Origin of the sequence: Kordia sp., from assembly GCF_050633145.1 — a bacterium.
In the GTDB taxonomy this organism is placed as follows: domain Bacteria; phylum Bacteroidota; class Bacteroidia; order Flavobacteriales; family Flavobacteriaceae; genus Kordia.
Map to the genome: position 1 here is coordinate 56,618 of NZ_JBOEFY010000004.1, position 24,955 is coordinate 81,572.

Below are 24,955 nucleotides of genomic sequence, written 5' to 3' on the forward strand. Positions count from 1 at the left end.
TGTTAGATTTATTATTGTTTGATCACTTTTATTGTATCTGTAACACCATCAACAGTAACTGACACAAAATATGCTCCAGTGGTAAGTTTAGAAGTATCAATTTCTTTTGTTAACTCATTAGGAGTTGTTGTTAGTATTTGAGTTCCTAAAATATTGTAAATCGTTACATTTTCGATGTTCTTTCCTGCTACTAATGTCAATTTATTATCAACTGGATTTGGAAAGTACGTGAATGCACGTCCATTTCCAAAAGAAATCGTAGTTAGTGTATTACAAGATACTGTAGCTTCCCAACCTGATCTTTGCACAGACGCATCTGATGTAAATACAAATGTTAAACAGCCTGAAGCATCCGTTGAAACAATAGACATTCCTTCTAAGTCACCTGTACCCTGTGGAAAAGAATTTTCATCCCAACACCAAATTGTTCCGCCTCCTGGAGGATCAATAGTTGCTGCCGTAGCATCAGCTCCATCATAAAGTGTTAATCCATCATAACAACTTGCTGAAATTACATCATCTTCTAAATTAAATGCATTGAACGTTACTTCTACCACACCTCCTGGATTATCTGGACAAATTGTATATGTAATATTTTCATTATCAGAATGATTGCTACTCATTCCTCCAGAATCTAAGAATATTCCGTTAGAACAGCTTGGTGCTACCGCTACATACTGTGTAATAAATGTAAATGGTCCTACCCATGCAGATACACCATCTACTCCACAATCTGCCTGTACATAATATTGATAGATGTTGTCTTCCACTAAACCAGAAATAGGATATGGATTCATAACTCCAGAAGCTGTTGCAGTCATTGTTTGTGTTCCGCCTGCTGTAATATCTACTAATTCGATATTCCATAAAGTGGCAATTCCGTTGTCTGTCCAGCCTAAATCAGCCGTTGTCTGTGTAATGGCTGTCGCATTTAAAGCTGATGGTCTTGGACAGGTTTCTAATGTTCTGAATGCAAATGGTCCAACCCAGGTAGAAAGTCCTACTGGTCCACAACTTGCTTGCACATAAAATGCATAGTCATTATCTTGTATTAACGTTGTTGCTGTATATGGATTTGTGATACCCGTTGCTGTTGCTACTCCTGTAGCAGTTCCGCCAGCTGTGATATTAACTAGTTCAACATTCCATAATACAGCACTTCCATTTTCTGTCCATCCTAAATCGACACTAGTATCTGTGATATTCGTTGCGGTTAAAACTGATGGTCTAGGGCAGCTTTCTAATGTTCTAAATGCAAATGGTCCAGCCCAGATAGAAAGCCCAGTTGACCCACAATTTACCCGTAGATAAAATTCATAGTCATTGTCTTGTACTAATCCTGTTGCAGTATATGGATTTGCAACATCAGTTGCTGTTGGAATTCCTGTTGCTGTTCCTCCAGCAGTTACATCAACTAATTCAACATCCCATAATACAGCACTTCCATTTTCTGTCCATCCTAAATCAGCAGTAGTATCTGTGATATTTGTTGCTGTTAACATGGATGCTTGTGGGCATGCTTGTAATTCTTGGAATATAATATCATCTATAGCAACATCATCGTAGAAACTTCCAGAATCTGCAATAGAAAATCTTGCTTGTGCTGGTCCAGTAAATGTTAACCCGCTTAGATCTATTACTTTCTGTTCCCATCCTGCCAATGTATTTGTATTATATGTTCCCATTACATTCCATACAGCACCATCCCAAACACTTACTGTTAAAGTTGCATTAGCATTCCCTGCATTATCACTAAGTAGATAGAACAATAAAGAAGGTGTTGTTAAGCCCGACACATCTACAAGTGGAGAATCTAATTGTGCATTTATTGCTTCTGGTGTAGAATCATCTACATAAGCAAAATAGCCTCCTGAAATCGTATTTCCAGTTAATGTGCCATTATTCCCAATATGACTTCCTGCTCCTGTATTTGCAAATAACCAGTTTTCATTTCCTCCTAACATCCAACAACTTGGTAGTATGCCCGCATTTTCAAAGTCTTGTGAATACGGAGCTGTAAATACATTGCACACAGTTACAAATGTATATGGCCCTACCCAAGTAGATGTACCATTTACTCCACAATCAGCTCTTACATAAAATTCGTATGTATTACCTTCTGTTAATCCTGTAGCATTATATAGGTTTGCAACTCCAGAGGCTGTAGTTGTCATTGTCTGTGTTCCACCTGCTGTAATATCAACTATTTCAACATCCCAAAGTGTTTCTGATGCACCAGGAACCCAACTTAAATCAGCTGTAGTTGTCAAAATATTTGTTGCTGTTAGTGCAGAAGGATCTGAACATGCTACTAATGTTGAGAATGCAAATGGTCCAATCCAGTTCGAAACTCCATCTACTCCACAATCAGCTTGTACATAAAATTCATAATCTGTAGTAGTTGTCAATCCTGTTTGATTAAAAGGGCTTGTAACTCCAGAACTAGTTGCCGTTCCTGTTGCAACGCCACCTGCTGTTACATCTACTAATTCAACATTCCATAATGTTGCAGTTCCATTTGCTGTCCACTCTAAATCAGCAGAGAAACCATCTATATTTGAAGCTGTTAAAACAGAAGGATCTATGCATGTCGGTAATTCGTCAAAAGTAACATCATCTATAGCAATATCATCATAGAATGATCCTGAATCTGCAATTGAGAATCTTGCTCGTGCAGGTCCAGTAAATGTTAATCCGCTTAAGTCTATTATTTTCTGTTCCCATCCTGTAGCAGTATTTGTATTGTAAGTTCCCACTATATTCCATACAATGCCATCCCAAACACTCACTGTTAAAGTTGCATTAGAATTCCCTTCATTATTACTGAGTTCATAGAATGATAAAGAAGGTGTTGTTAATCCAGACACATCTACAAATGGGGAATCTAATTGTGCATTTGTTGCATTTGGCACAGAATCATCCACATAAGCAAAATAACCTCCTGAAATCGTATTTCCGTTTATCATGCCATTATTTCCAATATGATTTCCTGCTCCTGTATTTGTAAACAACCAGTTTTCATCTCCTCCAAGTGCCCAGCAAGTCGGTACAGCTCCTGCATTTTCAAAGTCTTCTGAATATGGTGCTGTAAGCGTAGCACATGCCGTTGTAAATGCATATGGGCCAACCCATGTAGATGTCCCATTAGGATTACAATCTGCTCTCACATAAAATTCGTAAGCATTATTACCTGTTAATCCTGTGGCATTATATGGGTTTGTAACTCCAGAAACTGTAGCTGTCATTGTTTGTGTTCCTCCAGCTGTAATATCGACTATTTCAACATCCCAAAGTGCTTCTGATCCACCAGCAGTCCAACTGAGATCAGCTGTAGTTGTCAAAATATTTGTTGCTGTTAATGCAGAAGGATTTGGGCATGCTATTGTTGTTGAGAATATAAATGGCTCAGACCATACAGATGTTCCATCTGATCCACAGTCGGCCTGTACATAAAACACATAATCATTAGTAGGCACTAATCCTGTCAGATTAAAAGGGTTTGTAACTCCAATAGATGTAGCAGTTCCTGTAGGAACTCCTCCAGCAGTAACATCTACTAATTCGATGTTCCATAATGCTGCACTACCAAATTCTGTCCATCCAAGATCAGCAGAAAAGCCATCAATGTTTGTAGCGGTTAATGTCACTGGAGATGAACATAGCGGCGGCATAGCTGAGGCAATTGTTGGTGGAGCAAAACAAAATCCCCATCGCCATCCATCATCATCATCATATGTAATACGATATTGAAAACCTGATAATTGTGTTGCAGTATACCCTGCAATATTAATTATAGGTGTCGTGTATGCCAATGGCATAGAACATGTTTGGTAGTCTGTTCCAGTGTTTTCTATAAAAGTGTAAGCTACAGACCAAGTCATAGCATCAGCATCATAGATTTCTATTGCCAATATTTCTCCTCCTAGCTGTCTGTATAAAAAATCCCCACTAATAGTAATCCATGTTTCTCCAGCTCCGTAAGCAGTTGTTAAATTAATTACAGGCGATGTTACTTGAATATTATCTACAGAAAAACTGCCAACAGCATCATCATCCCAAGTAAAATTTGTGCCTGTTCCAGTCGGATCTGACAGCAAGCCTCCTGCTGTGTACGTGCCTGATAAGGTCCAGTCAGAGCTAGGCCAATTTGCAGTTTGATTTAATATTTGTGAAACACCGATATATGTACCAAAAAAGAACATAATCATAAAAAAATTAGGGGTAATTTTATTTATCAAAACCTTGATTGTTTGTGAGTTGAGTATTTGGTGAATATACCCTTTTATATTTACTATAGACTCGTATTAGCTCGTTATTCGGATTACCTGCGTATATAAACTTACACATCTCTTCTGCTTTCTCACAAATATGTAGTCTCTATTTTTCTTACATGGATTTTTAGTTGATTTTAACTACATGTAACCTTTAGTAAATCAAGAGTAGCTTACTTAAAAGAAGCACTAGAAAATTATGGTTTTAACCTTGGAAGTTTTTTGTACAGAGCTGGCAAATTTGAAACTAGACACTAAAAGTCAATTCCACTAAATACTTTATAAAAATTAAAGGTCAAAAAAGTACATTTTTCGTAAAACTGAACTTGTTTCATTTCCTCATAATCATTTATAACCAACATGATTAGATTATGAACTAAATCAAGATGACCGTTTTTAATACTTTTTAGAGATCCTCTTTTTAATTTTAATAATGAATGATAAACTATTGTTTCTGGATAAATTTATCAAATGCATCGATGGCATGCGCTCGTAAATAGGCTTCTTCTCCAATCGTATTTCCTTCATTAGAATCGTAATCCATCACAATTTTCCAGATGTTATCCTTTTTGATCAATACAACATGAAATTGCCCGTAGTAACTTTTTGTTTCACCTGTACTTTCTACTCTTGTCAATTTGTATATACCACGCTCACTAGCCATGGAACCATTATTAACTCTTTCAAAAAACCGTAATGATATCGTATTTGAAGTGCCTTTTTTTTGTGTTCTTTCAAAGCTTTTTTTGTAGTTATCCATACAGGTATCATAATTCACAATTCGTTTTCCTCCTGAAACACGAACTAATTCCTTAGCATGAATGTCCTGCAATAACTTATAATCTAGCGATTCGAAAGCTTTATAAAATTTCTCCCAAGTCTGATTGATCGCTTTTAGATTATCTAGTGATTGTCCGCTACTTTGACTTGTAAATAAAATGATGCAAAGTGGAATACAGATAAGTCTACCTAATTTTTTCATGACCATGATTATTAAAAAAATACCTTAACTACTTAAAGATACGTTTTCTATCTTAATAATTCATCAGCTCCTCAATTTTCGCTTTTACTTTTTCTGTAGATGGAATCATCGTTTGCTCCAAAGTACTATATTAGTGGAATTAATATATTTTTATATTAAAAAAAGCTCCGAAATAAAATTACGAAGCTTTAATTTTAAGCTGCCAAATCACTATCATCATTATTGAAAAATGATTTTGCTATTTCTAAGGCTACTATTATCATAGATTCTCTTGTTGGGTAACCGTTCTCATAAGACAGTTTATTACTAACATTGATATTAGACTTAATTTTAGATTTTTCTTTTATGTAGTATGTCTTACTTATGCCTTGATAATTGACTAAAAATGAAATTTCAATGCAACCCTGAGAAATACCAGGAATAAATATTAAATCGTCAAATTCATAATTATTAGAAAATAAACTTAATAATATTTCTCTCTGCCTAATAAGATCTTCATTCTTTGACGGCTTAACAATTAACTCTGAGATATTGTTCTTAAAAAAAGAGTTTATCTGTATATTTTTTGCCATTAAACCTGAAGAAAAACTTTTAAATTTTACTTGCTTAATTTTACCAAATCTCAAACCCTCTATCATTTTTTTAAAATTTGAACTAGGAACGAAGGTACTTAAATAATCAGTATACCCTTTTATTTTTAAGAATTCGTTAAGAGCATTCAATAACACTGTTTTAACTCCATGATTATTCTTTTTTTGCAGAATTAAATACCCATATTTAGAGCCTTTAGGAATGTAAAAGAGAAAGAGTAGCTTCCTAGCTTGCAAATGCTTAGTATGTACGTCAAATAAAAGATTATTATTCTTATTATCTTTAACAAGCACCTCATCCCCTGTAAATCCAGATTCAAAATCTCCATAAACAATTCTTTCTTTTAGACTAATTTTAGCCAACCTGTTTAAAGAAAAAGTTCGTGAGTTACCTTGTGGATCATAATATGACTTAATATTTTCCAATGTATAATCACAAAATTCTTTAATGACATGGATGAAATCCAAATATCCATTAAAACGACTTAAAACTTGCTCCTCTTTTCTCTTATTTAAAAGAGAAACTCTGTACGATATGTATATAGTTTTCATACCTAATAATATTAATTTATTATTGGCTATAAACGCCTAACCAAATAGCGAAAGACATTTACCCTTATTGGAAAAAACTATAAAATTCCGTATATTTGTATAGAGAAAACACAGATGAAACAACCTTGTTTCTTCTATCAGTTTACATTAAATGATTTAGTTTGGCGACCAGACATTTATTGTAGTTTTTCCAAAAAGCAAAAGGGACATGTCTTCATGATCCCTTTTCTTTTATTTATATATTTTTTAATTCATCTCAAAATATCAAATTAAATTACACCATTCCTATTTTTAACATCTACATTTTATTTACTGTATCTCTTAAAACGTCAAAGTTATTGTTTTTTTTTGACAATTTCAAGCTTAGATTACTTTTTTAACATAAATTCATAAAAAAAGAGGCTTTAGAAACACTAAAACCTCTTATCACTATTTGTAATGTAAGTTATTGATTAACTTAATAATTCATCAGCTCCTCAATTTTCGCTTTTACTTTTTCTGTAGATGGAATCATCGTTTGTTCCAATGTACTGTTTAGTGGAATTGCCGGCATATTTTCAGAACCAATAATCATTACTGGTGCATCTAAATATTTGAAACATTTTTCTTGAATCATTCCGCATAATGCTCTTGCAAACGAATTGTTTACAGGTTCTTCTGTAACGACTAAACATTTTCCTGTTTTCTTTACAGACTCAATAATAGCTTCTTCATCTAATGGAAATAAGGTACGTAAATCTATGATTTCAATGTTTTCACGTTGTCCTTCTGAAGCGTTCATTGCCCAATGTGTTCCCATTCCGTAGGTAATCATCGTCATGGTTTCTTGATCGTCTTTCTTCCAAATTTCTTGTAGTACATTTGCTTTTCCAAATGGTAACATATAATCTTCTGATGGTTCTACCGAAGTTGCGCCTTTAGTTCCTGGCACTTTTGACCAATACAATCCTTTGTGCTCTAAGATTACTACGGGATTTGGATCGTGATAGGCAGCTTTCATCAAACCTTTTAAATCGGCTCCGTTGCTTGGATATGCAATTTTAATTCCTCTAATGTTTGTTAGTACAGATTCTACTGAAGATGAATGATACGGTCCGCCACTTCCATAAGCACCAATTGGCACACGAAGAATCATGGAAACTGGCCATTTTCCGTTTGATAAGTAACACGAACGACTTACCTCTGTAAATAACTGATTGAGTCCTGGCCAAATATAATCAGCAAACTGAACCTCCACAATTGGCTTTAATCCAACTGCACTCATTCCTACTGTAGAACCTACAATAAAGGCTTCTTGAATTGGTGTATTGAATACACGATCGTCACCAAATTTTTGTGCCAGCGTTGCCGCTTCACGGAAAACTCCTCCTAAACGTCCACCAACATCTTGTCCGTATAATAAAGATTCTTTGTGTTCGCGCATGATTTCTTCCACTGCGAATAATGCACAATCTACCATGACTACTTTTTCTTCACGTTCAGGACTTCGCTCTCCTACTTCTGAAGTTACAGGAGTTGGAGCAAAATCGTGTGTAAATAAATCTGCTGGCGTTGGATCTTCTGCTTGAACAGCTTCGTCAAAGTCTGCCTTTACTTTTGCAATTGCGGCTGCTTCTATTTTGTCTACAGCTTCCGCTGAAAAGCCATTGTCTAGTAATTGTTGTTTGATTACTGGATACGGATCACGCGAACGCGCTTCTTCCAAATCGTCTCGATACCATTCCATTCGCACACCAGATGTATGGTGATTTAACAATGGAACTTTGGCATGTACTAAGATTGGGCGACGTTCCTCTCGAATGGTTTTGATCACCTTTTCAAGTGTTTCGTAGCTTTCTATAAAGTTAGCACCATCAATTGAAACGGCATCTAAACCTATAAAACCTTCTGCATATTCTGCGGCATTTTGTGCTCTGGTTTCTGCGGCATTCGCCGAAATATCCCAACCGTTATCTTGTACTAAGTATAATATTGGCAATTGTTTTAAGGCTGCCATTTGAAACGCTTCTGCAATTTCTCCTTCTGTAACCGATGCATCACCTAACGAACAAACCGTAATTGGATTTAAATCGCGTGTATCATCAAATGGGGAATCTTTTGCAGCTTGGTCTTCTATTCCTTGTAATTCTTTGTATTGCATTCCCATGGCAGTACCAGTTGCTGGAATGGTTTGCATTCCTGTAGCTGAGGACTGATGTGGAATTTTTGGTTTATCCGCATCTTTTAAACTTGGATGCGAATAATAGGTACGTCCACCCGAAAAAGGATCGTCTTTTTTAGCGAGTAATTGCAACATTAAATCGTACGGACGCATTCCGATAGATAGCAACATGGCATCATCACGGTAATATGGAAACGCATAATCTTGTGGTACTAATTGCATTCCCAACGCACACTGAATGGCTTCATGTCCACGTGACGTTGCATGCACATATTTGGAAACTTGCTTGAAGTTGTCTTCGTATAATGTTGCCATTGCTTTGGCAGTGCAGAGCAATGAAAATCCTTTTTGTAGTGTATTTTTATTCATATTTCTTTAGTAGTGAGATATTAGTAGTGAGAATTGAGAGCGTTTCACAACTAATGCCTCATATCTTTTTATACATTTTACTTCAAAGTACTTCTCGATACAATTTTCTTTGAAAATCACTCGAAGTGACGTTTTATTATTTAGTAATGAGTTTTAGTAGTGAGTATTGGGATACTTTCACAGCTAATTTCTCATTTCATTTTACCTTTTTGTTTCAAAGCCTTCTCGATATAAATTTGTTTCACAAATTCACTCGAAGTGACGCTTTGTTATTCTCAGTTTTATGTGTGATACCGAGTCAAGCTCGGCATGACGATTTTTGCTTTGAAACTTCTCAATACTAACATCTCAATACTCAATACTATTTCGCGTTAGCGATTGAGGCGGCATCCTTTTTTTTTAAAAAAAGATATAGCCGAAAGCGCGACCCGCTAGGGAAACGCCCAAATTGTTTTATTCTGAAACAGCAACCATCCAGTTATGTTTGTCTTCTAGTTTTCCTGCGCGAACTCCGTTGATGGTATCCATGACTAGTTGCCCTACAGGACTTTCGTCAGATACATAAATTTCCTGATCTTTGTAACCGATTGCCTGAATCATAGCGATTCCGACTGCAGTTCCTGTTCCAAACGCTTCTTGTAAAGTTCCGTTTGCAGCAGCTTCTTTTATTTCAGAAAGTTTGATTGGACGTTGCTCAACTTCGTAACCGTTGTCTTCTAAAATGGTAATGACACTTTTACGTGTAATTCCGTCTAGAATTGCTCCATCTAAACTTGGTGTGATGAATTTTCCATCGATTTTGAAGAAGATATTCATTGTTCCTACTTCCTGAATGTATTCAAATTCGTGTGCATCTAACCATAATACTTGGTCGAATCCTTTTGATTTTGCAATTTCTGTTGGACGAATTGCTGCTGCATAGTTTCCTGCTGCTTTTGCTTCTCCAGTTCCACCTTCTGCTGCACGAATGTATTTTGTTTCTGCGTATAGTTTGATACGTTTTGTAAAGAATGGACCTGCTGGCGATGCAATGATGATAAAGTGATAACTTGTGGCTGCACGCATTCCGATGAATGGTTCAGTTGCATACATGAATGGGCGCAAGTATAAGGCACTTCCTTGTTGTGGCGGAATCCAACCACGTTCCATGTCTACAATTTTCTTAAGTCCTTCTACGAATAGATCTTCTGGAAATTCTGGCATTCCCATACGACGTGCGCTAAAGTTTAAGCGTTTTGCATTTTCTTCTGGACGAAATAGTAACGGTTCTCCTTCTCCATTTACCGTAGCTTTCATTCCTTCAAATATTGCTTGTCCATAATGCAATGCCATGGCTGCTGGATGCGTTGGAATCATTCCTAAAGGTTGAATTTTTGGTGTTTGCCAAGCGCTATCCTCATACGAACAGATAAACATGTGATCGGTAAAGGTTCTTCCTAATGGAATGTTATCAAAATCGAGTTTTGAAACGTTTGATGCTGCTGCTTTAGTGATTTCTATCGTATGTGTTTGTACCATTTTTTTTAGTTGTTTTTAGGTCGCTTTGCTCCTGTTCTCGGTTTGTCGCTGCGCTCTGTTTTTTGGGTTTAGGGGATTTTTTGTTGTTTGTTGTTTGTTGTTTGTTGTTTGTTAAGTTGTTCTTTTCAATTTAAAAACACAGCATTCAGCATTTATAATTTCAAAGTACTTCTCGACACTAAATTTTTGCAGAATTTCACTCGAAGTGACGTTCAGTTTCAAATTCAAATTCGAGTTCAAATTCTATATCTTTCTATTCGGATCGAATTCTTCTAGGTAATCACCTACTTTTCTTAGGAATGATCCGCCAAGATATCCATCAACGACTCTATGGTCAAATGATAAGGATAGATACATCATGCTACGAATAGCAATTTCATCTCCTTTTTCAGTTGTGATGACTTCTGGGCGTTTTTTGATAATTCCTAGTGCTAGAATTGCAACTTCTGGTTGATTGATGATTGGTGTTCCCATTAAGCTTCCAAAAGTTCCTACATTCGAAATGGTGAATGTACTTCCTTGAATTTCTTCAGGTTTTAGTTTGTTTTCGCGAGAAGCATTTGCTAAGTGATTTACCTCAGCAGCCAAACCTTTTAAGTTTTTCTCGTCTGCATTTCTTACCACAGGAACAATTAAGTTTCCGCTTGGTAACGCAGTTGCCATTCCTATGTTGATGTCTTTACGTTCTATGATTTTCTTTCCATCTTCCGATACCGAAGCATTGATTCCTGGGAAGTCAATAACCGCTTTTGCAACCGCTTCTACAAATAGTGGTGTAAATGTAAGTCGTTGATTGTATTTTTCTTGGAAAGGAATTTTGTTTGCATTTCGCCAGTTTACCATGTTTGTTACATCAATTTCGATGTATGCGGTAACGTGTGGAGAAGTGTGTTTTGAATACACCATGTGATCGGCGATCATTTTTCGCATGCGATCCATTTCTACCACATTGTCATGACCTTCTACATATTTTATTGGAGGCGGATTGTAACTACTTTTCGTTACTTTAGGTTGTGCTTGCGGACGACTTGCTAATGGATATTGTCTGTTTTTTAAGTAATTGAATACATCGCTTTTACGAATACGTCCACCTTCACCTGTTCCAGGAACGCTTTGCACTTCCTCGATAGTCATGTTTTCCTTTTTCGCAATGCTTACAATTAACGGAGATAAGAACGCATCAGGATTTCGCACATATTCAGTGTGTTGAATTTTGGATTCTGAATTGATTGAAGTTTTTTCTTTTGGCTCCTTTGCTGTTTCAATTTCAAGTTCATCATTCGATATTCCCTGTTCGATATTCGATATTTCAGAAGCTTCAATTAGCGCAATAATTTCACCAACAGGCACAATATCGTTTGGCTGAAAACGAATTTCGGTAATGACACCTGTACATGGTGATGGCACTTCAGAATCTACTTTATCTGTTGCTACTTCTAAAATGGTTTCTTCAATTTCAATCGTATCTCCAACATTTTTTAGCCAACTTATGATTGTGGCTTCCGAGATACTTTCTCCCATTTTGGGCATTTTCAGGGGTATTATTGGCATGAGCGTGTATTTTACTGTTTATTCTTGCTTTGAAGCAAAAAACGAACAAAAATACTTATTTCCAACCTTATTAGAATTAATACACTACAACTGATTCTTATTTGCAGTGTTTTTTTCTTTATTTTAGCTTTTTAAATACTTTTTATTCTTTTATAGTTCTTCTATAAAGGCATATACGAAAATTTTATCTTTATGAGTTTAAGATTAGATCAAATCGATTTTAAGATTTTGAAGTTACTTCAAGAGAATAGTAATCGTACCACCAAAAGTTTGGCAGAAGAACTTCAAATGTCCACTACTCCTGTTTTTGAAAGAATCAAAAAACTTGAAAAAGAAGGATATATTGACCAATATGTAGCGTTATTGAATGCTAAGAAATTGGGATTGAAGCAAACCGTTTTTATTGGAATTACTTTGCAAGGACATACACGTAGTTATTTGGAAAAGTTTGTAAAACAGATTAATGATTTTCCAGAAGTGGTAGAATGTCATCGTGTAACAGGAAACTTTGATTATTTGTTAAAATTGACTGTAGAAGATGTAGAAGCATACGAGAAATTTATTATTACAAAGTTAACTTTATTACCTTATTTGGGAAGTGTTCAAAGCTATATTGCCTTGTCAAAAGGAAAGCAAACACATCAGTTAAATTTGGAAGGTTTGCTCTAATAATTCTTCTTCATATTCGCTTCCTAAGTAAAAAATATTTTATAGTCATTTATTTTTTTTTATATATTTGCACTATTGAAATTTAGTAATCAGCGCATTACACACTTGTTTTTCAACTTTAAGGAAGACTATTGGAAAGATAAGTGAGATTTCTACGGAAAACCTCCGTATACCTTAAATCAATAAAATTTGATTTTGGTGTACGGAGGTTTTTTTATTTCTAATTATTAATACTTTGAATCTAAATTGTATGAAAAAAATAGGCATTTTTCTAGTAATCGTAATAGTCGTCTTGGCAGCTATTGTATTCTTCTTTCCACAAGTTTTATACTCTAGTGCGTTTGGGCAAAGAATTCTAATGAAAATGGAAGGTGAGCAAGTCGCTGAGTTTTATTATAAAGAAAATCAAGTTGACAAAGACACCATTTACATGAAAGGAATTATTTATGCTAATACTTTAGAAGATATCAAACAAGCATTCGATGCTAATCCAGAAATTACAACCTTGGTAATGGAGGAAGTTCCAGGTTCTATAGATGACGAAGTGAATCTTGTTGCTTCTCAAGAGATTCGAAAAAATAATATCAACACGTATATTCCTGAAAATGGAATGGTAGCTTCTGGTGGAACCGATATGTTTTTAGCAGGAAAAAAACGAGCAGTGCATCCTACTGCAAAATTAGGAGTTCATTCTTGGTCTGGTGGCGATCAAGTAGCTTTAGATTTCCCAAGAGATCATGAAGAGCATAAAAAATACTTAGCATATTATACTGAAATGAATATTCCGCTAGATTTTTATTGGTATACGCTTGAAGCAGCTCCTGCTGATAGTATTCATTGGATGACTATAGAGGAAATTGAAAAGTATAATATTGTAACTACCAATCCATATTCGAAACTTTTAGACACACAGAAACAACTCGCTTCTGATGCTTTTAAAGGTCGTGGAACTGGAAACAATAAAGAAGCTCAAGATTTAATTACGAGTTATTTTAATGAAATTGGACTTCAAAAACTAAGAGATAATTATAGTATTCCTTTTACTTTTATAGATGAAAAGACTAAAAAAGAAAGAGAAGGAATCAATATTGTAGGATATGTAAAAGGAAAAACATACCCTAATAAGTATATCGTAATTGGCGCACATTATGACCATCTAGGAATTGTAAATGATACTATTTACAATGGTGCAGATGATAATGCTTCTGGAACTTCTGCCTTATTGTTTTTAGCAAATCATTTCTCAAAAAACCAACCTGAACATTCTATTGTTTTTGCTGCTTTTGATGCAGAGGAATTAGGCTTACACGGATCTAAAGCCTTTGTAAACAAACCTTATATTCCATTAAAAGACATTAAGCTAAATATCAATTTTGATATGATTAGCAGAAATCCAAAAAATGAAATTTATGTAGTTGGCACCTATCCTTTTCCTGAGTTTAAAACAACTATTGCTACAGCTGCAAAAAATAGTTCACTCACTGTTTCTTATGGACATGATGATCCTAATGACAAAACAAAAGACTATTGGATGTATTCTTCTGATAATGGTCCTTTTTTCCAAAAAGAAATTCCAAATATTACATTTAGCGAGGAAGATCATCCTGATTATCATAAAGCAACAGATGATTACGAAGTAACAAACCCTGATTTTTATATCAATGTGGTAAAGCTTATTAAAGCCTCGATTGAATCAATAGATCAAAAATTCCCAAACTCAAAATCATGATCTCTAAAAAAGAAATAGAACATAGATACGAAGTTATCAAAAATGACATCAACAAAACGCCTTTGGTTTTTTCTACTGAATTGAGCAATATTTCTGGAGCAAATGTGTACTTAAAAATGGAGAATTTGCAACGTACAGGTTCATTTAAAATTCGTGGTGTTTTAAGCAAGCTCAGCACTATTGATTCAAAAGAATTCGACAAACCTTTTGTTGCTGCTTCCACTGGGAATCATGCAGCTGCTTTTGGACATGCAGCTAAAAAATACGGTTATAAGGGAATTTTATTTCTCCCAGAACAGACAAGCGAAGCTAAAGTAAAAGCATTGGACGGTTATCCAATAGAAAAGTTTTTTTACGGTAAAAACAGTATGGAAACAGAAAACAAAGCCACTACTCATGCTAAAGAAGTTGGCGGCATTCTGATTCATCCATATAATGATTTAGAGATTATAAAAGGACAAGGAACTATTGGATTAGAAATTCAAGAGCAGCTTCCAGAGGTTGATACCATTTTAACTCCTATTGGCGGTGGCGGATTAATTTCAGGAATTGCTTCTTATTACGCTGATAACGATTCCGTAAACGTTATAGGTTGTCAACCAGTTAATGCCGCAGAAATGTATCATTCTGTTCAGAAAGGGACTATTGTTCCTCCAAGTAGTTTAGATACTATTTCTGATGCTTCTGCTGGCGGAATAGAAACTGACGCTATTACTTTCGATATCTGTAAAAACTTAGTTTCTGACTTTGAACTCACTAAAGAAGAAGATATCAAAAAAGCACTGGCGTTTATTGTAAAATATCATCAAACCATTATAGAACCTGCTTGCGCATTAACGGTTTCTCCATTATTGACTTCTAAAAAGTATGCTGGAAAGAATGTCGTTTTAGTGCTTACAGGAAAAAAAATAAACATCAATTTATTAACGGAAATTCTACAGAAATATGGCAACTATTATTCATAAAAAGGAAATAGAACAACTTATACAAAACATTGATGTTGTTTCTGCTATGGAAGAAGGTTTTATAGCATATAACAATGGAAATACTGTTGTTCCGCCTGTTGGCGAATTGATTTTTGAGGAACCAAAAGGAGAAGCACATATTAAATACGGTTATATTAAGAATGATGACTATTATGTGATTAAAGTCGCTTCGGGTTTTTATGATAATCCAAAATTAGGAATTTCATCTAGTCAAGGATTGATGTTATTGTTCAGTCAGAAAACTGGGCAACCTGTTGCAATTTTATTAGATGAAGGTTTCCTTACTGATATCCGCACAGCTGCGGCTGGTGCTTTAGCAGCTAAATATTTTGCACCAAAACAAATTTCAGCTATTGGAATTATTGGTACAGGAATTCAAGCCAAGTTACAATTGCAATATCTTCAAAAGTATACACCTTGTAAAACCGTTTGGGTTTGGGGAAGAACTCCAGAAAACGCAGCTAAATTCAAATCGGATTTAGGAACTGATTTTGACATTCACATTGCAAAAACTCCAAAAGAAGTTGCCGCGCATTCCAACTTGATTGTAACCACAACACCTTCAGAAATACCTTTACTCCATGCTGAAGATATTTTAGCTGGAACACATATTACTGCTGTTGGTTCTGACACTTCAGATAAGCAAGAACTTTCAAGTGATTTACTCGCTAAGGCAGACATTGTTATTGCAGATAGCATTCCGCAAAGCAAAAGCAGAGGAGAAATTTATCGCGCTGTAAAAGATGGAAAATTAGCTCCTGAAAAAGTTATAGAACTTGGAAAAGCTATCCAAAATCCTTCTTTACAACGAACAAATGAACAACAAATTAGTATTGTAGACTTAACTGGTGTTGCCGTACAAGATATGATGATCGCCAAAGCAATGTACACAAATTTTAAAAACTAAAATTACTATGAATATTCCAATTTTTGAACTAGAAAGAGTACAGTCGTTATTCGAAAACACCGTTGATTATAATTTAACGGAAAGTGGATTCCATCCATATACATTAAACGAATTGTTAGATAAAGAGCAAATAGATACACTTACCAACACTGTTTTAGGCTACGGACAAACCAATGGTTCTATTCCTTTACGAAAAAGAATAAGTGCTATGTATCATGGCGCAAATGAAGAAAGTGTATTGGTAACGAATGGTTCATCGGAAGCTAATTTTATTGCCTGTCACACACTTTTAGAAAAAGGAGATGAAGTTGTAATGATGGTTCCAAATTATATGCAAATTTGGGGAATTGCAGAAGAAATGGGTTGTTTTCCAAAAGCATTCCATTTAAGAGAAGACAATGAATGGAAACCTGATTTAGCAGAGTTGAAATCGTTGGTTACACCGAAAACAAAAATGATTGCGCTTTGTAATCCTAATAATCCAACAGGTTATACGCTTACAAATGAAGAAATGCAAGAAATTGTTGCTATCGCTAAAAGTGTTGATGCTTGGGTGTATTGTGATGAAGTATATAGAGGTGCAGAATTGAATGGGAAAACGATTGAAAGTTTTGTGGGCATGTATGATAAAGTAATGGTGAATGGCGGATTGTCAAAAGCCTACGCTTTACCAGGATTACGTTTGGGTTGGCTGGTAGGTCCAGAAAATTTGATTGCTGATACTTGGGCATATCATGATTACACGTCTATTACAGCTGGAATTATGAGTCACTATATCGGAGAAATTGCTTTACGTCCTGAAAAAAGACAAGAGATTTTAACCCGAAATAGAACAATGCTGAATGAAAACCTGATTGCTGTAAAAGCATGGTTAGATCAATATGGCGATTTGTTTGAATATACAGCTCCGAAAGCTGGTGGAATGTTATTTATAAAATATAATTTAGATATCAACTCTACCGAATTGGCAGAATGGCTACGTACAGAAAAGAGCGTATTTATTTTGGCTGGAGATTGCTACGGAATGGATCATCATTTTAGAATCGGAATCGGAGAACGCAAAACCTATATTTTAGAAGGTTTGGAACGTGTAAAACAAGCCTTGAAAGAACGATTTGATTTATAAATAGTACTACCATAGCATGTTTATTATTCGTAATTTGCAGCTATGGTAGATTTTAAATTAGACTTTTTAGATCATGTAGCAATCCTCGTGAAAGATATGGATGCTTCAGTGGCTTGGTATGAGAAAGTATTAGGATTAAAACGTTATCAACTCGAAAAATGGGGCGACTTTCCTATTTTTATGTTATCTGGCAAAACAGGAATTGCTTTGTTTCCAGCAAATACTGATGATCCAAAACTTGAAGCGACTTCCAAGAATGTAAAAATTGATCATTTTGCATTTCAAGTGAGTAATGAAGCTTTTGCAAAAGCACGAAAACATTATGAGAATTTAGGTCTTGATTACATTTTTAAAGATCATCATTATTTTCATTCTATATACACAAAAGATTTAGACGGACATGATGTAGAGTTGACGACATTGGTCGTGGACGAAGATGCGTTTTATGATTAGTAAATAAGCAATATTTTCTTATTTGACGCACCATTTGTAACATTTTTGACTTATAATACACATATAATTGTATTTTAATCGGAAACCTATAAATGAATCCAAAACTTATCATCATACTGGCATTTTTAGTGTACCTCTCACCTCTTTTTTATCATTCATATTTGGCTTTCAAAGAATATAAAAAAGACACTAAAAAACCTTTTAGAAGATTAAAGAAGTTTTTGAAATATACATTTGTCACTCTAGTTTTTCTTGTCGGAATAGTGTTTACATTAAATCACACAAATTACTTGAATTACGAAAGTCCATTAACGTATGATAAGATTGATAAGATTACGTTTGAGAATTTTCGTGGTTTGGAGTTTTTCAAAAAAACATTGTATGGCAATAAACAATTCGCTTATGTAGTTACTACTATAGAGACTGATATCGAAAAAGATTCTGTGAGTATTATTTCGTTATTTCATCCATCGCGATCGTATGTATATAACACGCATTCAAACAGTAAAGAATTGCTCACACATGAAAAATATCATATAAAAATTACTGAACTCTACGTTCGAAAAATAAAAGCCAAACTAGTAACTTTGCAAAATCCATCAGAAGAAAATATAGAAGATGTGATTTCGCAAATGCTTCAAGCTGAAAACGAATACCAAAGAAAGTATGATTACGATACATTTCACAGCTATGTTTTAAGCGAACAAAAAAGATATCAGAAAGAGGTTGATAGTTTGTTAGAATCATTGACTAGATTTAAAGAACCAAAAATAAAATTGAATGAATAAGATTAAGATTTTCTTATGTGCTTTAGCCTGTATTACCTTAACAAATTGCGAAACAGAAGAACGTTTTCCTTTGAGTAAACGCTATTGGGACATTAAAGATTATGAAGCAGTTGTGAATGAATTAAAGTTTGGTTACAAATCAGATGAAAAACTTCCAACATTAGACGATCCTGAAACACGATTGATTGTTGAGAAACTTACGGATAGACAAAATTTTACCGTAGTCTTAGGAGATAAAGAACTAGGAATAAGCTATAAAAATGAAGCTGCTGAAGCATTTTTTAAGAGCTGGCGACTTTTAAATTCTGTCTATACTGAATTGGATAGAAAAGATAATTATATCTACGATAAGGAAATGCTTGCGGTATATCATTTTGGATTGGATTTACAACTTCGTTATTTTGAACTCGGAAATGAAGAAATTAGAGTGAATTCAGATGACCCAAATTCAGATGAAGTAAAAGCCACAACAGATTCAAACGTTAATATCCTTGTGAAGAATTTCACAAATTACTTGGATTATGTAAATGAAGAAAAACGATTTTCCGAAAAAGGACAACAAATATATGCCGAAGGAATTAAAACCTATTTTACAAAATTGATTAATCGTTATCCTGAAGCAGATTTTAGTAATGTTAAAAGAAAAGTTGATTTAATGTTGAAGAAAACAAAAGTTGCTCCTATTAAATCTGAGCTTAGCAATTTAAACGAGCTACTTATTGAAAACATGAATCGTAAGAAACAAAAAGAAGTTAACTAATATCGAATTCGTATTTATGCCCACTATTTCCAACAGCAAACGAAATTTAGTTCGTATTGTATATGATATTGCTAACGATCATGGAATTGATATTGAATCATTTTCGTATGATTGGATATTGAAATTATCTAAGAACGGAATTCATAAACATATTTTTGGCTATAATTTTGAACTCAATTCTTCCACGTCAAAAATGATTGCGGGCGATAAAAGTGCTGCTTCCGATTTGTTAGAAGCTGCAAATGTTGCCACCGTAAGTCATCAATTATTTTTAAATCCAAGCATGGAAAAGTATGTTGGTAGTATTGGAAATTGGCAACATATCTTACAATTTTTCAACGAGAACGATCAACATATTGTGTGCAAACCTGTAGATGGAACTGGCGGAAATGGTGTGTTTATGGTAAAAACCGTGACGCAACTCGAACAAGCAATTCACACACTTTTCTCAAAACATAGAAGTATTTGTTTGTCTCCTTTTTATGCTATTAAGAAAGAATACAGAGCTGTCATTTTAGATGGTGAAGTTGAATTGTTGTATCAAAAAAATATTCCTTTTGTAACTGCTGATGGTACTGCAACCATTTTAGAATTACTGCAAACTAAATTTTCAGGCGAAACTTTAAACGCTGCGATTACTACTTTTTCTGAGAAAACAACTCGTAATTTTAGTGACATTCCGCCGAAAGGGGAAATTATAGAAGTCAACTGGAAAAGTAATTTGGGTGAAGGCGCTGAGGCAGAAATTATAGCGAATGAAACCATTTCAGCACTTGCAATTAAAGCTGCAAATTCGATTAATATTCGATTCTGTTCGGTAGATATTATTGAAACGACTTCGGGCGAATTTTATGTCTTGGAAATTAATTCGGGCGTAATGATTGAACACTTTTTAAATAATAGTCCGCAGGAATATGATCGTGTGAAGGCGATTTATGAGAAAGCTGTGTTGCGGATGTTAGAAGTATAATCATTTCCCCATAAAATCGCGCAAGGTATCATAAAACGCTTCTTGTGTTGGACGTTCTTTTGGAACTTCACGTAACGGTTCTACTTCGCGCAAGGTATCATAACAGTCTTTTGGTAATTGTTGATACAACTGTGTTCCTTTGGTTTTCCAAGCAATCATTTCATCGCTCACTTGCTTGATGACTTTTGCAGGATTTCCAACCACCAAACTACGTTTCGGAATCACCGTTTTTGCTTTTACAAACGCCATTGCGCCAATAATACTTTCATCGCCAATTTCAGCATCGTCCATAATTACGGTGTTCATTCCGACAAGGACATTTCTGCCAATATTTGCACCGTGAATAATAGCGCCATGACCAATATGCGCACTTTCTTTCAATACAATTGATTTTCCTGGAAACATGTGCACAGTACAATTTTCCTGCACATTTACGCCATCTTCTAAGATGATTTCTCCCCAATCGCCACGAATGGCCGCGCCAGGTCCTATATAGCAATCTTTCCCAATAATTACATTTCCCGTAACAGCCGCTAACGGATGTACAAAACTACTTTCATGTACAACTGGTATGTATCCTTTGAATTCGTAAATCATACTGATTAGTATTGAGGTTTTAGCAATGAGTATTGAGACGTAAAGATACTGTATTTTCAAATCATTAAGAGATACGTGTTTTTGTTAAATTTCTACAAATAGCACAATTTCATGTAAGTTTTAGAGTTGAATTTACTACTACCTTACTATAAAATTGAAAAAGCTATGAATTACACAACACCATCTTGTATCATCCAAAAAGAAGATATTCCTACATTAAAATTTTCTAAAACAGAAATTTTAAAAAACCCTAGAAATAGAAATTTAAGATCTTATTATTTGAATCGAGCAACAAAATTAGGAAACCTATTAAAAAATAAAGTCACAATTTATTTCAAAGACCATACAAATCAATTGATGCAAGTAAATACTACTATTTGGGCAGTTACTACTGATTTTGTTGTGTTAAAGCAAGGCATTACCATTCCTAAGAAAAGCATTTTATATATTGATTGAATTGAAGTGGTAAGTTGTGAGATATTGCTAGTGCTAATTGAGATGCTTGTCATTCCGTACTTGTTGCGGAATCCACTTCATAGCACAATAGATTCCTGCCTACGCAGGAATGACAATTAAATATAAAACGTCAGTTCGAGTGATTTTTATGTAGCGAAGCGGAAATAAAAATTGTATCAAGAACTACTTTTAAATTCTAAACTATTCTCATAATGACATTCAAAAGAATCTAAAAACTCACTCGAAATACCATATTTAAGGTTGTACCCAATCCGATGTCGGTTTGTGCTGTCAGTTGTTGTGTGGTGTCGCCTTCTATTCTATATAATTTATCAATTTCGTTTTCACGATTGTATAGGTTGATAACCGAAATTCCAAAACGTGCTTTTGTATTTTTTTCTTTGTGAAAATAGAAATCATACATCACACTTGCGTCTAATCGATGATAAGCAGGAAGTCTTTTGTTGTTTAAATCTCCATAAGTAATATCAAAATCTGTACTTCCATCATCGTTTTGCAATTCTGTAATTCCTGTTGCTTCCGTAAAGGGTTTTCCCGTAGTATATTGCCAACCTAAAGCAAACTGAATTTTTTTGTAGTTAAAAGTACTTGAAAAAGAGAGTACGTGTTTTTGGTCAAAATTTCCATAAAACTTCCCTTCTTGTAATTCTGGAAATCGAAAATCGTTTTGACTTAAGGAATATCCCAACCAAAGGCTCATTTTTTTGATTCTTTTTTTCACCAATATATCTACCCCAAAAACTGTGCTGCTCCCTGTAGCATAATCTTCTCCTCCTTGATTTACGGGTCTAAATCCTTTTGTATAAGAAGACAATCCATCTATGCGTTTATAGTATCCTTCCACATCTATTTTCCATCCACGATCGGCAAACTGCACACCCGAAGTAATTTGTTTGTTGGATAGTACCGGAATATCATCTTCATCAGTTAATGCCCATATTTTATTATTGAGTCCCAATTCGTCAAACTCAAAAGATAGTAATTGACTTATTCCTTGATTTCTGATTTCCGCTGAGGCTTTTAGTTTCCAATTCTCATAAAAAGAATACTCTCCATACACTCTAGGTTCTAGGTAAAAATCATTCAGATTATCAAAATAATTTCCTCGTATTCCTGCTCTAAAATACCAATCATCATTTTTAAAAGTGTATTCAGCAAATCCACTGTGAACTCGTTTTCTATTATTTACAACTTCATTAATAGAAATATTGTCTTCAAAATCTATAATATCATACGTAACTCGATATTTTGTGAGATCGTATCCAAAATTAAATTTGTGATTTTTGTTTGGATGATAACTTGCGCTAATGACACCTCCTATGTCGTCTATACTATTTCCGTTAACATATAATCTTGTGTCTTCTAAACCATTAAACTCTCGAAAACGATACTTAGAATCGTATTTAGAGTAATGCAATTTCAAATCTGTTTTCCATGAGTCTCCGTACTGCGCTTTCCAATGAAAACTTACGCCATTGTTTTGTAGTTTTAGTTTGTCTGACGAACCTTCATTTTCTTCATCACTACTGGCATGATTTAAGTCATTATTAATCAAAAGACCACTTACACTTATTTTATGATTTTCATTTGGTTTGAATATTATCTTTCCAAAAAAATCTGTGTAATAAAACTTATCTTCCAAAATAACGAGTTCTTCTTCAACTCGTACATTATTGACTTCCTCAATTTTAGTGTGCTGAAAAACTCTATCACTTAATGAATTATATGTAAAAGAATTCCAAACATCCGTTAAAGATCTTCTTCCAGATAGCACAATGCCCAATTTGTCTTTTATGATCGGAAACTTTACAAAAGCATCCGAATGAATTGCTGTAGAACCAATACTTCCCGTAAATTCTTCAGGTACATGTTCAAAAGATTTCATATCTATAATACCTGCCACACGAGATCCATAAACCGCGCTAGCTCCGCTTCTAAAAACATCAACTCTTTCTGTAATATAAGGATTAAAGGGAGAAATCATCCCAAAAAAATGCCCTCCATGATACACTGTAATTCCATCAAATAATAATAAATTTTGATCTGGCGTTCCTCCTCGTATGTGCAAACGAGCAGATTCTGTTGGACTTCCAATTCCTGGAATTCGTTGTAAGCTTTGTAAAATATCAGGTTCTGTCAATCCTGCTAAAACATTTAACTTTTTCGGTTGCAATGTAATTGCTTTATTCTCTTTATTTTGATCAAATCCTGAAGTAACATATTCAGAGACAATTACAACTTCATCTAAACTGTATTGACTTGTATTTTCGTTAAAAGCGGCTTCTGTAATGATAAAGTTTTCCGCATCAATTTCTGTAATTTCTACTTGTCCTTTATCTCTTATAAATGAAAGCATTGCTGACAATGTCGTTTGCCCTGTATATGTAATAGAAACATCTTGAAGAATTGCTGTATTGTATGAGAAACGTACTTGAAAACGCTGTTCTAAATCGCGAATTACATCCGTTAACGGTTCTTCATTGTATTGTATTTTTTGTTCTTGTGCATTTGTAACCAACACAAATAAACAAAAGTAAAATGCAACGATTTTTTTCATTAATGTGGACGAATTTCAATAGTTTTTTCTTGAGTGATGGTGTATGGAATTTTCATCGCTTTAAATACAGTTTTCACAGCTTGATTTATGTTTTCATGTGTGAATCTTCCCGAAAAATAAACATCTTTTAAATGTTCTTTTCCTGTTATTTTTATACCATATTGACGTTCCAATTCTGCCACAACTTCTTTAATGTGTATGTTATAAAAAGAACTTTCGTCAGAAAGCCATTCTGGTGTCGATTCAAAAATAGTATACTCTTCAAGTTTTCCTTTTTGTAGTGTAATTGCTTTTCCTTTGGTTAAAATAAAAGTTTTATTGTTTTCCAATTGTACTTGAACTTTCCCTTCATAACATTTCACCATATATACATCAACTCTCGAATTTACAGAAAATTGTGTTCCCAAAACCGTGACTTCACCTTGATTTGAGTGTACCGTGAATGTTGCACCTTTTTTGACTTTGAAAAAAGCTTCTCCTTTTAAACTTAGTGTTCGATTGTTTTCCCAGTTGAATTTTGTAAAATTAATTTCAGAATCAGCGTTCAATCGTACCTCAGAATCGTCGGGAAGCTTAAACTCTGTTTGTTCTGCTATTTCAGTCGTGTAGATTGTTTCCTGAAACATAAATGTATAACCTACAAAAAGCAATACACAAGCCGCAGCTGCAGCATAAGCCCATCTTGGAATGAGTCGTTTTACTTTGCTAGGTGTTTCTTCAATGGTTTTGGATTTTGATTCGTTTTGAATCTTTTCTTGAAAAGCAGCATAGTTTGCTTCCAAATTAGGTTCAGAAAAAGAAGCTGTATCTAGCGTATCAATAATTTTTGCATACTCAACATAGTCTTCAGATTTCTGAAATTCAACAAGTTCAGATGCGGTCAATTCACCTGCCATCCAACGTGCTAAAAAGTTATCGTCATAATTCTGTTGCATACGCTAT

The 24,955-nt window shown here is 34.5% G+C and carries 19 protein-coding genes; 10 read left to right on the forward strand and 9 right to left on the reverse strand.

Going from position 1 to position 24,955, the window contains the following annotated elements; all coding sequences use genetic code 11:
- Positions 1-11: 11 nt before the first annotated feature.
- From ACRBBL_RS02435 to ACRBBL_RS02460, 6 genes are all read right to left on the reverse strand, one after another.
- The gene (locus ACRBBL_RS02435) at positions 12-4,208 is read right to left on the reverse strand and encodes a T9SS type A sorting domain-containing protein (RefSeq protein WP_431367448.1); all 4,197 of its coding nucleotides are present in this window, start codon (positions 4,206-4,208) and stop codon (positions 12-14) included.
- A 508-nt stretch (positions 4,209-4,716) separates the two neighbouring features.
- The gene (locus tag ACRBBL_RS02440) at positions 4,717-5,253 is read right to left on the reverse strand and encodes a nuclear transport factor 2 family protein (RefSeq protein WP_431367449.1); all 537 of its coding nucleotides are present in this window, start codon (positions 5,251-5,253) and stop codon (positions 4,717-4,719) included.
- 194 nt (positions 5,254-5,447) lie between these two features.
- The gene (locus ACRBBL_RS02445) at positions 5,448-6,395 is read right to left on the reverse strand and encodes a hypothetical protein (RefSeq protein WP_431367450.1); all 948 of its coding nucleotides are present in this window, start codon (positions 6,393-6,395) and stop codon (positions 5,448-5,450) included.
- 457 nt (positions 6,396-6,852) lie between these two features.
- The gene (locus ACRBBL_RS02450; protein ID WP_431367451.1) at positions 6,853-8,925 is read right to left on the reverse strand and encodes an alpha-ketoacid dehydrogenase subunit alpha/beta; all 2,073 of its coding nucleotides are present in this window, start codon (positions 8,923-8,925) and stop codon (positions 6,853-6,855) included.
- Between the two features lie 453 nt (positions 8,926-9,378).
- On the reverse strand, positions 9,379-10,443 hold the full coding sequence (locus tag ACRBBL_RS02455; RefSeq protein ID WP_431367452.1) for a branched-chain amino acid aminotransferase: 1,065 nt from the start codon (positions 10,441-10,443) through the stop codon (positions 9,379-9,381).
- Between the two features lie 243 nt (positions 10,444-10,686).
- Complete coding sequence (locus tag ACRBBL_RS02460; RefSeq protein ID WP_431367453.1) at positions 10,687-11,994, reverse strand: dihydrolipoamide acetyltransferase family protein; 1,308 nt, start codon at positions 11,992-11,994, stop codon at positions 10,687-10,689.
- A 192-nt stretch (positions 11,995-12,186) separates the two neighbouring features.
- Between ACRBBL_RS02460 and ACRBBL_RS02465 the strand changes: the two genes are divergently transcribed.
- The 9 genes from ACRBBL_RS02465 (at position 12,187) to ACRBBL_RS02505 (ending at position 20,382) form a co-directional block, all read left to right on the forward strand.
- Complete coding sequence (locus ACRBBL_RS02465) at positions 12,187-12,663, forward strand: Lrp/AsnC family transcriptional regulator (protein ID WP_431367454.1); 477 nt, start codon at positions 12,187-12,189, stop codon at positions 12,661-12,663.
- Between the two features lie 250 nt (positions 12,664-12,913).
- Positions 12,914-14,392 (forward strand): M28 family peptidase, encoded by a 1,479-nt coding sequence (locus ACRBBL_RS02470; RefSeq protein WP_431367455.1) that lies wholly within the window; start codon positions 12,914-12,916, stop codon positions 14,390-14,392.
- A complete protein-coding gene (locus ACRBBL_RS02475; RefSeq protein WP_431367456.1) occupies positions 14,389-15,357 on the forward strand; it encodes a pyridoxal-phosphate dependent enzyme in 969 nt (322 codons plus the stop codon). The genes ACRBBL_RS02470 and ACRBBL_RS02475 overlap by 4 nt, the downstream gene beginning before the upstream one ends.
- On the forward strand, positions 15,338-16,285 hold the full coding sequence (locus ACRBBL_RS02480; RefSeq protein WP_431367457.1) for a hypothetical protein: 948 nt from the start codon (positions 15,338-15,340) through the stop codon (positions 16,283-16,285). The genes ACRBBL_RS02475 and ACRBBL_RS02480 overlap by 20 nt, the downstream gene beginning before the upstream one ends.
- A 7-nt stretch (positions 16,286-16,292) precedes the next feature.
- On the forward strand, positions 16,293-17,411 hold the full coding sequence (locus tag ACRBBL_RS02485; protein WP_431367458.1) for an aminotransferase class I/II-fold pyridoxal phosphate-dependent enzyme: 1,119 nt from the start codon (positions 16,293-16,295) through the stop codon (positions 17,409-17,411).
- Positions 17,412-17,453: 42 nt separating this feature from the next.
- Positions 17,454-17,864 carry a VOC family protein gene (locus ACRBBL_RS02490; RefSeq protein ID WP_431367459.1) on the forward strand — a complete coding sequence of 137 codons (411 nt, stop codon included), beginning with the start codon at positions 17,454-17,456 and terminating at the stop codon, positions 17,862-17,864.
- 290 nt (positions 17,865-18,154) lie between these two features.
- Positions 18,155-18,652 (forward strand): DUF922 domain-containing protein, encoded by a 498-nt coding sequence (locus ACRBBL_RS02495; RefSeq protein WP_431367460.1) that lies wholly within the window; start codon positions 18,155-18,157, stop codon positions 18,650-18,652.
- Positions 18,645-19,412, forward strand: coding sequence for a hypothetical protein (locus ACRBBL_RS02500; RefSeq protein ID WP_431367461.1), 768 nt, complete (start codon positions 18,645-18,647; stop codon positions 19,410-19,412). Before ACRBBL_RS02495 ends, ACRBBL_RS02500 begins: the two co-directional genes overlap by 8 nt.
- 16 nt (positions 19,413-19,428) lie before the next feature.
- Entirely contained in the window at positions 19,429-20,382 is a 954-nt protein-coding gene (locus tag ACRBBL_RS02505; RefSeq protein ID WP_431367462.1) for an ATP-grasp domain-containing protein, read from the forward strand.
- On the opposite strand, the gene ACRBBL_RS02510 is transcribed toward ACRBBL_RS02505, so the two are convergent.
- Positions 20,383-20,979 (reverse strand): transferase hexapeptide repeat family protein, encoded by a 597-nt coding sequence (locus ACRBBL_RS02510; protein ID WP_431367463.1) that lies wholly within the window; start codon positions 20,977-20,979, stop codon positions 20,383-20,385.
- A 165-nt stretch (positions 20,980-21,144) separates the two neighbouring features.
- On the opposite strand from ACRBBL_RS02510, the gene ACRBBL_RS02515 reads away from it, so the two are divergent.
- Positions 21,145-21,435, forward strand: a complete 291-nt coding sequence (locus tag ACRBBL_RS02515) for a hypothetical protein (RefSeq protein WP_431367464.1) — start codon at positions 21,145-21,147, stop codon at positions 21,433-21,435.
- 229 nt (positions 21,436-21,664) lie between these two features.
- Here the strand turns inward: ACRBBL_RS02515 and ACRBBL_RS02520 are convergent, their stop codons facing one another.
- Complete coding sequence (locus ACRBBL_RS02520; protein ID WP_431367465.1) at positions 21,665-24,013, reverse strand: TonB-dependent receptor plug domain-containing protein; 2,349 nt, start codon at positions 24,011-24,013, stop codon at positions 21,665-21,667.
- On the reverse strand, positions 24,013-24,948 hold the full coding sequence (locus ACRBBL_RS02525; protein ID WP_431367466.1) for a FecR family protein: 936 nt from the start codon (positions 24,946-24,948) through the stop codon (positions 24,013-24,015). The genes ACRBBL_RS02520 and ACRBBL_RS02525 overlap by 1 nt, the downstream gene beginning before the upstream one ends.
- Positions 24,949-24,955 lie beyond the last annotated feature (7 nt).

What these genes read in the sequence shown, in the direction of transcription:
- ACRBBL_RS02470 (WP_431367455.1), top strand. Translation starts at nt 12,914, where the DNA reads ATGAAAAAAATAGGCATTTTTCTAGTAATCGTAATAGTCGTCTTGGCA.
- ACRBBL_RS02435 (WP_431367448.1), bottom strand. Translation starts at nt 4,208, where the DNA reads ATGATTATGTTCTTTTTTGGTACATATATCGGTGTTTCACAAATATTA.
- ACRBBL_RS02475 (WP_431367456.1), top strand. Translation starts at nt 14,389, where the DNA reads ATGATCTCTAAAAAAGAAATAGAACATAGATACGAAGTTATCAAAAAT.
- ACRBBL_RS02515 (WP_431367464.1), top strand. Translation starts at nt 21,145, where the DNA reads ATGAATTACACAACACCATCTTGTATCATCCAAAAAGAAGATATTCCT.
- ACRBBL_RS02445 (WP_431367450.1), bottom strand. Translation starts at nt 6,395, where the DNA reads ATGAAAACTATATACATATCGTACAGAGTTTCTCTTTTAAATAAGAGA.
- ACRBBL_RS02485 (WP_431367458.1), top strand. Translation starts at nt 16,293, where the DNA reads ATGAATATTCCAATTTTTGAACTAGAAAGAGTACAGTCGTTATTCGAA.
- ACRBBL_RS02460 (WP_431367453.1), bottom strand. Translation starts at nt 11,994, where the DNA reads ATGCCAATAATACCCCTGAAAATGCCCAAAATGGGAGAAAGTATCTCG.
- ACRBBL_RS02490 (WP_431367459.1), top strand. Translation starts at nt 17,454, where the DNA reads ATGGTAGATTTTAAATTAGACTTTTTAGATCATGTAGCAATCCTCGTG.
- ACRBBL_RS02520 (WP_431367465.1), bottom strand. Translation starts at nt 24,013, where the DNA reads ATGAAAAAAATCGTTGCATTTTACTTTTGTTTATTTGTGTTGGTTACA.
- ACRBBL_RS02455 (WP_431367452.1), bottom strand. Translation starts at nt 10,443, where the DNA reads ATGGTACAAACACATACGATAGAAATCACTAAAGCAGCAGCATCAAAC.
- ACRBBL_RS02465 (WP_431367454.1), top strand. Translation starts at nt 12,187, where the DNA reads ATGAGTTTAAGATTAGATCAAATCGATTTTAAGATTTTGAAGTTACTT.
- ACRBBL_RS02480 (WP_431367457.1), top strand. Translation starts at nt 15,338, where the DNA reads ATGGCAACTATTATTCATAAAAAGGAAATAGAACAACTTATACAAAAC.
- ACRBBL_RS02510 (WP_431367463.1), bottom strand. Translation starts at nt 20,979, where the DNA reads ATGATTTACGAATTCAAAGGATACATACCAGTTGTACATGAAAGTAGT.
- ACRBBL_RS02505 (WP_431367462.1), top strand. Translation starts at nt 19,429, where the DNA reads ATGCCCACTATTTCCAACAGCAAACGAAATTTAGTTCGTATTGTATAT.
- ACRBBL_RS02440 (WP_431367449.1), bottom strand. Translation starts at nt 5,253, where the DNA reads ATGAAAAAATTAGGTAGACTTATCTGTATTCCACTTTGCATCATTTTA.
- ACRBBL_RS02500 (WP_431367461.1), top strand. Translation starts at nt 18,645, where the DNA reads ATGAATAAGATTAAGATTTTCTTATGTGCTTTAGCCTGTATTACCTTA.
- ACRBBL_RS02450 (WP_431367451.1), bottom strand. Translation starts at nt 8,925, where the DNA reads ATGAATAAAAATACACTACAAAAAGGATTTTCATTGCTCTGCACTGCC.
- ACRBBL_RS02525 (WP_431367466.1), bottom strand. Translation starts at nt 24,948, where the DNA reads ATGCAACAGAATTATGACGATAACTTTTTAGCACGTTGGATGGCAGGT.